13 protein-coding genes are annotated in these 12,674 nt (G+C 60.4%); 7 read left to right on the top strand and 6 right to left on the bottom strand.

Annotated elements, in window-relative coordinates; genetic code table 11:
• Positions 1–108 precede the first annotated feature (108 nt).
• Positions 109–1,113, top strand: a complete 1,005-nt coding sequence (locus EA462_RS06825; protein WP_124177836.1) for a sodium:calcium antiporter — start codon at positions 109–111, stop codon at positions 1,111–1,113.
• Between the two features lie 77 nt (positions 1,114–1,190).
• On the opposite strand, the gene EA462_RS06830 is transcribed toward EA462_RS06825, so the two are convergent.
• The 3 genes from EA462_RS06830 to EA462_RS06840 all read right to left on the bottom strand — a co-directional run bounded on the left by EA462_RS06830 (position 1,191) and on the right by EA462_RS06840 (position 4,336).
• Positions 1,191–2,831 carry a preprotein translocase subunit SecD gene (locus EA462_RS06830; protein ID WP_124177800.1) on the bottom strand — a complete coding sequence of 547 codons (1,641 nt, stop codon included), beginning with the start codon at positions 2,829–2,831 and terminating at the stop codon, positions 1,191–1,193.
• Positions 2,831–3,727, bottom strand: a complete 897-nt coding sequence (gene secF / locus EA462_RS06835) for a protein translocase subunit SecF (protein ID WP_124177801.1) — start codon at positions 3,725–3,727, stop codon at positions 2,831–2,833. Before secF ends, EA462_RS06830 begins: the two co-directional genes overlap by 1 nt.
• 138 nt (positions 3,728–3,865) lie before the next feature.
• Positions 3,866–4,336 (bottom strand): DUF5812 family protein, encoded by a 471-nt coding sequence (locus EA462_RS06840; RefSeq protein WP_124177802.1) that lies wholly within the window; start codon positions 4,334–4,336, stop codon positions 3,866–3,868.
• Between the two features lie 292 nt (positions 4,337–4,628).
• Between EA462_RS06840 and EA462_RS06845 the strand changes: the two genes are divergently transcribed.
• Entirely contained in the window at positions 4,629–5,930 is a 1,302-nt protein-coding gene (locus tag EA462_RS06845) for a glucose-6-phosphate isomerase (protein ID WP_124177803.1), read from the top strand.
• An 84-nt stretch (positions 5,931–6,014) separates the two neighbouring features.
• On the top strand, positions 6,015–7,133 hold the full coding sequence (locus EA462_RS06850; RefSeq protein WP_124177804.1) for a CPBP family intramembrane glutamic endopeptidase: 1,119 nt from the start codon (positions 6,015–6,017) through the stop codon (positions 7,131–7,133).
• A 142-nt stretch (positions 7,134–7,275) separates the two neighbouring features.
• On the opposite strand, the gene EA462_RS06855 is transcribed toward EA462_RS06850, so the two are convergent.
• Positions 7,276–7,734, bottom strand: coding sequence for an NOB1 family endonuclease (locus tag EA462_RS06855; protein WP_124177805.1), 459 nt, complete (start codon positions 7,732–7,734; stop codon positions 7,276–7,278).
• A gap of 4 nt (positions 7,735–7,738) precedes the next feature.
• Positions 7,739–7,984, bottom strand: coding sequence for a PRC-barrel domain-containing protein (locus EA462_RS06860; RefSeq protein WP_124177806.1), 246 nt, complete (start codon positions 7,982–7,984; stop codon positions 7,739–7,741).
• A gap of 135 nt (positions 7,985–8,119) precedes the next feature.
• Between EA462_RS06860 and infB the strand changes: the two genes are divergently transcribed.
• From infB to EA462_RS06875, 3 genes are all read left to right on the top strand, one after another.
• A complete protein-coding gene (infB, locus tag EA462_RS06865; RefSeq protein ID WP_124177807.1) occupies positions 8,120–9,925 on the top strand; it encodes a translation initiation factor IF-2 in 1,806 nt (601 codons plus the stop codon).
• Positions 9,926–10,029: 104 nt separating this feature from the next.
• Positions 10,030–10,284 carry a hypothetical protein gene (locus tag EA462_RS06870; protein WP_124177808.1) on the top strand — a complete coding sequence of 85 codons (255 nt, stop codon included), beginning with the start codon at positions 10,030–10,032 and terminating at the stop codon, positions 10,282–10,284.
• 67 nt (positions 10,285–10,351) lie between these two features.
• A complete protein-coding gene (locus tag EA462_RS06875; RefSeq protein ID WP_124177809.1) occupies positions 10,352–10,840 on the top strand; it encodes a hypothetical protein in 489 nt (162 codons plus the stop codon).
• A 26-nt stretch (positions 10,841–10,866) separates the two neighbouring features.
• Here the strand turns inward: EA462_RS06875 and tnpA are convergent, their stop codons facing one another.
• Entirely contained in the window at positions 10,867–11,265 is a 399-nt protein-coding gene (tnpA, locus tag EA462_RS06880; protein ID WP_124177810.1) for an IS200/IS605 family transposase, read from the bottom strand.
• A 43-nt stretch (positions 11,266–11,308) separates the two neighbouring features.
• Between tnpA and EA462_RS06885 the strand changes: the two genes are divergently transcribed.
• Positions 11,309–12,625: an RNA-guided endonuclease TnpB family protein gene (locus EA462_RS06885; protein WP_124177195.1), complete on the top strand. Its 1,317-nt coding sequence runs from the start codon at positions 11,309–11,311 to the stop codon at positions 12,623–12,625.
• Positions 12,626–12,674: the final 49 nt, after the last annotated feature.

The raw sequence follows: 12,674 nt of genomic DNA on the forward strand, positions 1-12,674 counted from the left end.
AGGTGCGATATCGATCTGATTTCGCTCAGTTGAGGAGGGGGGAATCCGTCTCGACCGCTTCAGGGAGCACGTCGGCGTTTCATGGTCGTGGCCGGCGCAGGGAGAGACGTGCTCGAGGTCCTGACGCTGCTCGGATTGGCCGTCGTGGCGACGGCGGTCGTGTGGAAAGGCAGCGCGTGGCTCGAAGAAGCGACCAACGATCTCGCGGCGGGCTACGGGGTGCCGTCGATCGTTCAGGGGGCGGTCATCGCGGCCGTGGGCTCGAGTATGCCCGAGTTGGCGAGCGTGCTCCTCGCGACGTTGCGCCACGGCGAGTTCGAACTCGGCGTCGGGGCCATCGTCGGCTCGGCGGTGTTCAACCTCCTCGTCATCCCCGGAATCGCGGTACTCGTCGGCGGGCGGATGGACACCAATCGCGACCTCGTCTACAAGGAGTCGCTGTTCTACATGCTCGCGGTCGCTGCGCTCCTGTTGACGTTCTCGCTCGCAGTTATCTACTACCCAGTCGAGGGCGATGTTCTCCAGGGGACGGTGACCCGACCGCTCGCGCTATTCCCGCTCGCGCTGTACGCGCTCTATCTTTTCACACAGTATCTGGACGCGACCGGTTCCGGCGTAGAACCAGCCGACGTGTCGCGTCTCGGAGCCTGGAGCTGGTTCGCTTTCGGACTCGTACTCATCGTCGTCGGCGTCGAAGGGCTTGTTCTGGCCGCGATCGGACTCGGGGAGGCGTTCTCGACGCCCGCATTTCTCTGGGGGATGATCGTCGTCGCCGCCGGTTCGAGCGTTCCGGACGCTTTCGTCAGCGTCGCCGCCGCTCGGAAAGGGCGGGCAAGCGTGAGTCTGGCGAACGTCCTCGGGAGCAATACATTCGATCTCCTGGTTGCGATCCCGGCCGGCGTCCTCGTCGCGGGCTCGCTTTCGGTCTCGTTTACGCACGTCGTCCCCATGATGGCCTTTCTGATCCTTGCGACCGTCGTCTTCTTCGCCATCGTCCGAACGGACATGCTACTCTCGAAGCGTGAGGCCTGGACGCTACTCGCGCTGTACGGCGTCTTCGTGTGCTGGCTGGTACTCGAGAGCGTCGGTGCGACGAACGTCGTTCCGTCCTGACTGTCGGGCGACGCTCGAGACCCCGAACGCGACCACGCGAACGCGAGAATCAGCGAACCGAAATCGTTCGTCCGTCGTTACTTGTCCGTCAGCAGACGCTGAAGGATATCACCGTAGGCCGGCCGGGTGATGAGCACTCCGATGAGCACCCCGAGGATCGTGATGATCGCGAACCCGCGGAGGTCTCCGAGGCTCAACACCGCAAGCGGCGACAGCGCGATGATCGTCGTCGCCGCGGCGGCCCCGATGATCCAGAACGCCTTCCGGAAGCGAGATTCGAACACCCGCCTCGAGTTGACGTCACCTTCGTCCATCACCTCGTCAGCGATGATGACGAGGTCGTCAACCCCCGTCCCGACGACGGCGATGAACCCGGCGACGTGCGAGAGATCGAGCGGCATGCGTATCGCGGCGGCGAACCCGAGCAGGATGAGCACCTCGGCCATCGCGGTGAGGAACATCGGCGCGGCGACGCGCGGATCACGGTAGCGCAAGAAGATCATCCCGCAGACGGTCAACACCGCGAGGCCGCCGATGAGCAGCGAGTAGAGCTTGAACTGATCGGCGAGGGCGGGCTGGAGCGTGAACGTCTGATCGCGCTCGAAGTCGAGTGGCGCGGTCAGCGCACCGGATTGCAGGTTGACCGCAAGGAAGTGTGCGTCCTGCTGGGACGGAACGATCATTTCGAAGGTCGGATCGTTCTCCCACGTTCCGGTTCGCATGTTGTCAGCGAGACCGTCGCCCATGCTGTGAGCGTCTATGACCTCGTCGTCGACGACCGTGAGCAGACACCACTGGGGATCGTCGGGATCGAAGTCGAACTCGTCGGCTTCGCGATCCTGAATGTGACATCGTCCCTGCCCTTCGCCGGTAAATCCATGCTCGTTCATGGCCGCCTGGTATTCGGAAGCGGGACTGTTCTCGTCCTCGTCTTCCGTCCCGTCGACCGTGATCGGAACGTAGTGGTATCCGCGCTCGTCGTTGTACGACGCCACGCCGGAGTCGGCAATTCCTTCGCCCTGCAGAACGGTCTCGTTCGTCTGGTTTCCGTCCTCGTCGGGATAGTACGCGACGATTCGAACGTCGCCACGATCGCTCAACAGATCTCGGAGCTCATCCGGAGTCATCCCCGGCACTTCGGTGACGATGTAGTACTGGCCGCCGAGCGTCGCCTCCTGATAGGCGGACCCGCCGTCCAGACCGGCCTCGTTGATACGCAACTCGATCGTCTGGATGATCTCGTCGCGGGTCTGCTGGGTGACGCCCTCCTCGATGTCGTCCTCGGAAACCTCGAGGCCGACGTCCGCGGACTCGAGGGCCGCCGCGAACTCGGCGGGTGTCACCTCGTCGGTGAAAATCTCCGCAGTGAAGCGGTTTTCTTCCTCGTGGAACCTGACGGTGGCGTCCCTGGTCTCGAGATCGGTGTTCTCGTAGTCGTACTCGTACAGTGCCGAAGCGACCTGCCGTTGCTCGTCGTGTTCGATGTCGAGGTTGTCGGCGGTCATTCCGGTCGGCGGTGCGCTCACCCGGGTTCCGCCGTCGAGCCCGAGGCCGTACTCGATGTTCGTGGGGTTGTCGTCGACGCTCTCGTTTTCGCCGGCTAGCGAGTCGTCAGCGACTATCCCGCCGGGAACGAACAGCGCGACGAGTGCGACGCTGATGAACGCCACGAGCAGGACGATCCGCCAGTGTTCTTTGAGGAACGAGACGGGACTCATTACGATCTCACCCCCTCGAACTTGTACCAGCGAAGCAGGCTCACGTTCAGCAGGTACGTGTTCATCAAGTCGGCCGCGAGCCCGACGAAGAGGACGATCCCGATCGACGCGAGCAACTCGACGCCGAACAGCGTCGCTGCGATCCCCATGACGAGCATGGCCGCCATCGACGTCACCGTCATCGTGATACCGGTTCGCGTCGCGCGGTGGGTACTCTCGTAGAAGTCACCACTCCGCCGAAGGATGTGGTTGTTCAACAGGATGTCCGAGTCGACCGAGTATCCGATCAACATTAACAGCGCCGCGACGGTTCCGAGCGAGAGCTGGATGCCGGCCACCGCCATGAACGCGAGCGGAATCATGATGTCCGAAAACGCCGAGGCGACGATCGCGATGGAGGGAACGAACGTCCGAAAGAGCACGAACGCGAGGACGCTCATCCCGAGAAAGGCAACGGCGATCCCTAACAGTGCGGTTTGCTGTGTCTGCTCGGCAAAGCTCGCGGAGACCGTCGACTCCGACTGGACGATCGCCGCGTCGCCGTCGGCCTCGAGATTCGTCTCCGCTTGCGTGCTCAGTGCCTGAATCGCGTCCCTGTCTTCGACACCGGCGAACTGCACCGTGTACTGGTTGTCGACGCCGGGTGCCTGGATCGCCTGAACCGAGTCGGGCTCGATGTCGAACGTCTCCTGAATCTCCGCTTCGGACGACGTCGTTTGAACGGTCAGTTCCGCTCCGCCAGCGAAGTCCATCCCCAGCTGTACTGGCGCACCGGTGACCAGAAACGAGCCACTGAGGACGAGCAACGCGACCGCAAGGATCGCAAGCGGAACCGCCGCGAGCTGGCGATTGCTGTACCGGGAGTACTCAATCTCCGGTACGTCGAAATAGCCCATTATCGGACCACTTGTAGTCATCCGAAGTAAGCCTTCTCAATTTCTACGGCATGTTTCGTCTCGATCATATGGGACCTGCAAGGCTGAAACCCCCGCCCTGTAACGATCGAGAGCTGTTTTGGGAACAGCGGTTCGAGTTCAATCGGGAAGGTAGCGAACGCTCACGACGCCGTCGGCGGATCGTCGCACCTCGACGCGGACCGCCTCGAGTCGAGCCGCTCTCGCGATCGTTTCGTCGTCGTGGAGGACGTCCTGTGCCGCAGCGTCAACCTCGTCTTCTGGGACGCGAACGACGTGAATCGCGCCAGTACCGGCTCGCTCTTCCGTAACGAGCTCGCCGACATCGACGCCGGCCGCCAGCTCCTTCGAGTGCTGGGTCGGCTCGAGATCGGTGTCGACCAGGTCGATCGATCGCCGGTTTTCGACCGCGATCACCTGCCAGGTGACCTCGAGTGGCGGATCGGGCGCGACGGTCGCCTCGAGAACGTCGTGAACCTCGAGGCCGGGATTGGTAGCGAGGGTGTGGACCTGTGCGGTCTCGACGTCGCGAACGATGGCCGACTCGTCCTCGGCGTGGGTGACGACGAACGTGCTCGTCTTTTCGCTCATGGGTGTTCGTACGCGAAGGATCGGTTTCGGGGTTTCGTCTTCGTCCGAGAATATGTCGCGACGATCGGTGCGGGTTCGAGAGGAACGAACCGCGATCCAGCATCCGCCGGGAACGTCCGCCTTCGCCGCCGGCACCCGCTTCGGAGGACCGTACGGGGTTCGATGATCACCGGATTGGTGGGCCGATAACCCGATGCAACCGCTAACTGTCAACGACCGTGGAGATAGCAGACAGTAGACCGTATCAGTCCGTGACGGAACGGTTTTAGCTCCGGCGGCCGCGCTCTGGAGTATGAACGTCGATATCGGTAACGCACTCGCGTCCGTGTCCGCACCGGGCGTTTCGAGGGGATCGCTCGAGGCCCTGGACGAACAGGTAGCCGCGGCACACGAGCGCATCGAAACCGGACGGGCGAACCGAGAACACGGCTACGAAGCCCTGAATCTTCCCGACCGGACCGATCCGGAGACGATCCGATCGGCCGTCGAGCCGATCGCCGACGCGGACGCGATCATCACCGTCGGAATCGGCGGCAGCGCACTCGGCGCGGCGACGATCACGGACGCGCTCGCTGGGGAAAGCGAGACGGAGGCGATCTACCTCGACAACGTCGACCCCGAATGGGTCTCGAGTCGCCTCGAGCGACTCCCGCTCGAGAGGACGGCAATCAACGTCGTCTCGCGCTCGGGAACGACGGCCGAAACGCTCGCGAACTTCCTCGTCGTCCGCGATGCGTTCGAGTCCGCCGGCGTCGACTGGACGGACCGAACGATCGTCACGACCGGCGACTCCGGCCCGCTTCGAGACCTCTCGGACCGTCACGATCTCCCCTCGCTGAAGGTTCCCGACGGCGTTCCGGGTCGGTTCTCCGCGCTTTCGTCGGTCGGACTGGTCGCGCCAGCCGTCTGCGGCCACGATCTCGAGGCGCTACTCGAGGGCGCGGCGGCCGAAGCCGACTCGCTCAGTGGATCGCTGTTCGAGTGTCCGGCGTACGCCTACGGAGCGACGACGTACGCACTCGATGCGCGCGGTGCGGGCATCAACGCGATGGTTCCCTACAGCGAGTCGCTCGAGACCTCCGCCGAGTGGTTCGCCCAGCTGTGGGCCGAAAGCCTGGGGAAAGACGATCTCGGACAGACGCCGGTTCGGGCACTCGGTGTAACCGACCAGCACTCGCAGCTCCAGTTGTACCGGGCCGGGCCGCGGGACAAGTTCGTGACGTTCGTGACGACCCGCCAGCGCCGCGACCGATCGATCCCCGAAACGGACGTCGAGGACCTCGCGTACCTCGGGGATGCGACGCTCGGGGAGTTGCTCGAGGCGGAGTTCGAAGCGACGGAAGCGAGTCTCGCCGCTGCCGGACGGCCGAACGTCCGCATCGAACTCGAGTCCGTCGACGAGTACGAACTCGGCGGGTTCCTCTACGGAATGGAGGCCGCCTGCGTGCTCGCGGGCGAGCTGTACGGTGTGAACACGTTCGAACAGCCGGCCGTCGAGTGGGCGAAGAAGGCGACCCGAGGGTTGCTCGGCGGCGGCGCGTTCGAGGAGGCCGAGGCCGTCGCTGAGAAAACCGAACTCCGAATCGAGCGATAATCCGTCGCCGTCCAACCGGCGGCCGAACCGGAACGATCGTCCAGTTGCGGAGGCCATATGTGATCGCAGGCGAAACGTCGACCCATGACCGAGACTGTGCGGACCGATGCCGGCTCCGGTACGTCCGCGGTCGTTTCCGGCGTTGGAACCGGATTCGCGGCCGTGACGATGGCAGCCCTCGTCGTTCCGATCCGTCGCGGCGTCGAAGCACCCAGCGTGTGGGCCGGAGCCGCCTTCGCCATCGTCTGCGTTCTCGCCTTCCTCGCCAGTCGTCGCACGGGAATCGACCGACGGATCGTCTCCGCCGTCGCCGCCGTCTCGAGCGCCGTCGTCGTGATCGTTTCTGCGTACGCGCTGAATCAAGGGATCACCGCCTCGGTACCTCTCCCCATCGGTAGCTGGTCCCTTTCGCTCGTCTTCGTCGCGTTCTTCACCGCCGGACTCACCGCCGGAATCGGCGTCGCACAGTTCGTCGGAATCGACGGAGGCGGGCTCAAAGATCGAAGCCTGCACACCACGTCGCTGACGGTGCTCGGGCTCGGTGGACTTGTCGCCGCACAGGTCGCGACGGCGTTGGTCGCGCTCCCGTTGATGCTCGTCATCGGGACGCTTTCGCTGACACAACTCGTCGTCGTGAGTCAATTGGGGATGGCCCTGGGAACGGGTGCCGTCGCGATCGGTTATCTCGTCTATCGGGGCGACGGACTGTCCTATCTCGATCTCGAGATGCCGACGGTTCGGGACGCTCTCTGGATCGTCGCCGGCGTATTCGTCCTCTTTGGCGCGCTCATGGCGATTTCGGCGGTGTTCTACACCGTCGGTGTCGAGAGCTCCGAGCACGGAACGGCCCAGCAAGCACAGACGAATCCGGAAATCCTCCTGGTGTTGATCCCCGCCTCGCTGTTGATCATCGGCCCTTTCGAGGAGTTGCTCTACCGGAACGTGATCCAGAAATCCCTGTACGAGACGTTCTCTCGCTACGGTGCCGTCGTCGTCGGCAGCGTCGTGTTCGCGATCGTCCACGTTCTGGCCTACGGCACCGCTGGTCCGGGCGAGGTCATCGCGAGTCTCGGCGTCATCTTCGGGCTCTCGCTCGTACTGGGAACGATCTACGAGCGGACGGAAAACCTCGTGGTACCCGCCGTGATTCACGGAATCTACAACGCGATTCTCTTTACGAACCTTTACGCGATGTATGCGTGAGCCCGCCGTCTCGTCACGATCTACGAGTCTGTAACGACTGACTCGTCACAACCGACGTGTCCTGTATCGACTGTCTCGTCGCGGTCAGCGTCCAGATATCGCTCCGGAGACGGTGTGCGAGTGGCTCGAGAACTGATCCCGATCAGGTGGGGTTTTTCCGCGTGAGTTCGGAGCCACAGATCGGACAGCGATCTTTCTCCTCGTCGAACTCGCGTCCACAGCCCTGGCACTGGAACGTCCAGTGGCGCTGTTCGTCGATACCCTCCCGGGCGATGACTTCGACGGCGACGTTTAACTTCTCGGAGACGTTCTGCATCGCGTAATCGTCGGTGACGAGCGTCCCGTCGAGTTCGAAACTCGCGGCGACGAGTCGAACGTCGGTATCCGAGAGCACCTCGAGATCGCCGGACTCTTTTGCGGCGCGTCTGACCTTCTCGGTCGTATCCTCGTTGGGGATGTGAATGTGCATCCCAGAGCCTTCCATCGCGTCGTAGCGATAGGCGCTCTCGTCCTCGAGTTCGTCGCGAACGAGCGGGATCGTTGCAGTCTGTTCTGTCGTGTGAAAGTCGTGAATAAAAGCCGAGGAGTCGAGAATGTACATACCGTTAGCGCTTGACGACGATGTAGTCTTTGACCGCCTGAACGCGGTTGACGGGGACGAGGAACCGACCGGCCTCGTCGACGTCGAAATCGATCGCGTTGGACGGGAGTGCCTCGTCGGGTTCGACGATGAGGTTGTGAAGGGATCCCGATTTGAGATCCATCGTGATGTTGTAGAGCAATCCGAGCTCGGTTCCGTCGGAGCCCATGACGGATTTACCCGAGAGGTTTTCAGCGAGTATATCGCTCATGCATACCCGTATTTACTAATCGGTATTAAATACCACGGGGACCCCACACGACGGTGAACTCCGAGAGCGCCGTGACGATGGGTTTAACTACCGCCCTGCGGACGCTCTAGACAAGACCTTCTTTGGTGGTTCACCATGTCGGAACCGGACGCAGACACTCTCGACCCTACATCCCTCAGAACTCCGATCGTCGCCGTCCTCGGACACGTCGATCACGGAAAGACCAGTCTCCTCGACAAGATCCGCGGCTCCGCGGTCATCGAGGGCGAAGCAGGCGCGATCACCCAGCACATCGGTGCAACGGCGGTCCCGCTCGACATCATCTCGACGATAGCGGGTGATCTCGTCGACCCCGACGACTTCGACCTGCCGGGCTTGCTGTTCATCGATACGCCCGGTCATCACTCCTTTACCACGCTTCGCTCGCGCGGCGGGGCGCTCGCGGACATCGCCATCCTCGTCGTCGACGTCAACGATGGCTTCCAGCCACAGACGCTCGAGGCCCTCGACATCTTGAAGCGCTCGGAGACGCCGTTCATCGTCGCGGCGAACAAAATCGATACCGTCCCGGGCTGGAACCCGAACGAGGACTCACCGATCAACGCGACTTACGACGCCCAGAGCGACCGCGTCACCGGTCGGCTCGACGAGAGCCTCTATACGATCATCGGCAACCTCTCGGACGAAGGGTTCTCCGCGGACCTCTACTGGCGCGTGCAGAACTTCCAGCGCAACGTCGGCGTCGTCCCCGTCTCCGCGATGACGGGCGAGGGCGTCCCCGACCTGCTCGCGGTCATGATGGGGCTCTCCCAGCGCTACATGAAAGCGGAAATGGAGATCGACGTCCAGGGGCCGGGCGTCGGTACCGTCCTCGAGGTCAAAGAGGAGAAAGGGTTCGGGACGACGATCGACACCGTCCTCTACGACGGGACGATCCGCGCCGACGATCAGGTCGTCATCGGCGGAATGAACGATCCGATCGTCACCGAGGTTCGCGCGTTGCTCCAGCCCCGGCCGCTCGCTGAGATCCGAACCGAAAGCCGATTCGAAAAGGTCGAGGAGGTGTCGGCTGCGGCCGGGATCAAAGTCGCCGCCCCCGATCTGGCGGATGCGATGGCCGGCGCACCGGTTCGCGTCGTTCGAAACCGAGAGCTCGAGGAGGTCGTCCACGAGGTCGAAGCCGAACTCGCGGACATCGCCGTCGACACCGAAGAGCAGGGCGTCGTCGTCAAAGCGGACACCCTGGGGAGTCTCGAGGCGATGGCCGACGCGCTTTCGGAGGTCGAGCTTCCGATCGTTCACGCGGAGGTGGGTGACGTCGCCCCGCGGGACGTCTCGGTCGCTTCGACGGCCGAAGACCCCAAACAGCAGGTTATCCTCGGCTTCAACGTCGACGTACTCAGCGACGCCGAACGACGCGCCGAGATCGACGACGTGACGGTCTTTACCGACGAGGTCATCTACCAGCTGATCGAGGAGTACGAGGAGTTCGTCGACGAACTCGAGCGCGCACAGCAAGACACCATCCTCGAGAACATCGTGCGACCGGCCCGGTTCCGGATCCTGCCGGATCACACGTTCCGCCAGAACGACCCCGCGGTGGTCGGCGTCGAGGTGAACGCCGGAACGATCCAGAACAACGCGAACGTCGTGAAGTTCGAGGGGACCGAGCCCGAGCGCGTCGGCCAGGTCAAAGGCATCCAGGAGCAGGGTGAAGACGTCGACGAGGCCCGTGCGGGCAACCGCGTCTCGGTCGCGATCGACGGGCCAACCGTTGGCCGCCAGATCGAAGAGGACGACGAACTCTGGATCGAAATTCCCGAGAAACACGCGAAGATCCTGGAGCAAGAACTCACGAGCGAGATTCCGGGCGACGAACTCGAGGCGCTGAACATGTACCTAGACAGGCAGCGAAAACGCGACCCGTTCTGGGGCAAATAAACGCTGGGGTACTTCATTTGTACTTTATTACACCTGGGTTTTAACATATTTGTTGAATTAACTACATTCTGAAGTAGTCTTCACTCTAATATTCAACTGCGAATATGACTGATGAGACCCCGAACTCCGAGAGTGGCAACGATACCTCAAAACCATCTAAGAAGACGCTGAAGCCGAACAAACTGAAAATTAAGGCTTGCGACCTTGAGGTGGAAGCGGAGTCGAACGAGGAGACAGTCGAGGAGATCGTGGGGTATCTCTCGCCGAAAATGGAGTCGCTAATGCGTCATCATCTCGCCGGTCAGTTATGTCACTTCTATTTCCCACATTTCTTGTATGTGCTACTGACGCCCGTATAATGCCATAGCACGGTTTTAGGCTGAATTATGTCATCAGTTACTTATTGGATAAGTCTCTACTGACACCATGAACCGCAGAGATCTACTTGCCTTTGTTGGCTCTGCCACAGCCGTTAGTCTCTCAGGATGTTCAGGCTCTCCAGAGGTGTCGGAGGGTCAGAGCGATGACCAAACTGATGATGGAACTGACCAGAGCGATGACCAAACTGATGATGGAACCGACCAGAGCGATGACCAAACTGATGATGGAACCGACCAGAGCGATGACCAAACTGATGGTGAAAATGGAATTAACGATGAAGATGGTGAACCTGTAATTCTATCCTATCCTGCTAAAGACGACTGGGGGGTTGAATCTAACCATACTGAGAACGGTAAACGGATTAATAGTGAGGGTAATTTAGAGATGTCAAATAACGATTCTCATGGTCAAACAAGGTACAGCACTAATCAGTTTGATAATGATGGTGAAGAAATAGAAGTTACGGTAACTATCGAAGACGCTGACGGATATGAAAATCTAAAGGGAACAGCGAGAGTTCCACGGGTCACCTGACCCGTGGGTGAATCGCGTACGCTTGCCTAATGTTCAGTCTCCTCGATGTACCGACGAACCACATCCTCAGAAACTGCACCCGTTGTCCCGACGTAGTATCCGTCCTTCCACAGACCACTTCCCCAGAAGTACCGCTGTTTGATCTCGGGGTGACGCTTGAGAATCGTTCGTCCCGAGTAGCCCTTGAATTGCTTCGCTATCTCGGCAGGACTCCATTTCGGGTCGGCCTCGACGAACAAGTGAACGTGGTCGGTGGCAATCTCTCTGGACACAATCTCGTGACCGAACCGTTCAGCAGTTCCTTGGAACAATTCCGCAAGTTCGTCTTGAACTAACTCCAACACCTCGTGCCGGTACTTCGGGCACCACACGAAATGATATTTACACAAACTAATCGAATGTGCATGACTCTTGTAACTTTCCACCATAATCCCTACTTTTATCATCATTTGATACGATAGTCAAGATATGGGTATCGAAGAAGTCACGAAGACCGCACGCACCCGACTCTGCATAGAGTCTGGTGAGCGGTCGTGGCTCAAAGATGCCCGTTACACCGCACGAGACATCGCCAACGACACACTCCGACTCAAACAACAAGGCTACAACAAGACCGAGATTCAACGCGAGGTTGACCGCGATGACTTCCTTCGGAACAACAAGTGCGCGGTCGTCGGCAAAGCCCTGCAAGCGTGGGACTCCTACAAAGAACTCCTCAACTGGTGGTACGACCAAGACGACACCAACGTTGGAAAACCGTCGCCACCAGCCACAGACAAGAAAGGAGCCTACCCACTCGTCATGGCACACAGCGAAGGGTACCGCCTCACCTACAATGACGAAACTGACCGTCTTAGGTTTCGTGTGAGTCCGAAGCCGTACAAGAAGGTGAGAGGACATCTTCGAGGGAGACAAGAAGACCTCAACCTCATCGAGGCAGCCTTGACCGAAGAGGAGTGGTCGTTGGGACAGGCCGAGCTTCTGTACCGAGATGGCGTGTACTACCTACACGTCACGGTCAAAACAGAAGTTCAAGTGCCTGAACCCGAAGACGCTGACACACTCGTCGGCGTCGATATTAACGAACGCAACATCGCTCTCACCGCTCTTAACCGTGAGACGATGGACACGCTCGGAACACTCGTGCTTGATTACGGCTCGGTGAAAGCCGAACGCCAACGCTACCACACCATCACGAAACGCTGTCAAGAACATGGGCAACACTCTATCCACAACCAACTCGGTGAAAAAGAAGAACGCTACACCGAGTGGATTCTTCACCGACTGTCGCGAGTCGTGGTGGAGTTCGCCCAACAGTTCTCAAACCCGGTCATCGTGTTCGAGGACTTGAGCGGGATTCGAGACGCCATCAAGTACGGCACGTACATGAACCGTCGTCTGCACAAACTGCCGTTCCACAAGTTCGAGCAACAAGTTCGATACAAAGCAATGTGGAATCAGATTCCGTGTGAGACGGTTGAGTCGCCGTACAACTCGAAGTCGTGTTCGTGCTGTGGACACCGTGGCTACCGCCAAGGTCGGCGGTTTCGGTGTACGAACGACTCGTGTGCAGTTCAGCAAGATCACGCTGATCGAAACGCGAGCGTGAATGTGGCGTGGCGATCGTGGGCGAAACACGCTGGTGTAGACGTTGAATCAGTTAATTACCGGACTCGCAAAACCCAACCGTTTGTTCGGAAGGTGAGCCTGTCTGGGTCGGGGCGCTCTGTAAACCGCCCATCCTCATCCCGCGAAATCGCTTCGCGTGGAGTGCTTACGACGTAGGCTGAGGGAATTACAAAAGCCACGGGTCACCTGACCCGTGGTTGTTTAC

The organism is Natrarchaeobius halalkaliphilus, assembly GCF_003841485.1.
GTDB lineage: Archaea > Halobacteriota > Halobacteria > Halobacteriales > Natrialbaceae > Natrarchaeobius > Natrarchaeobius halalkaliphilus.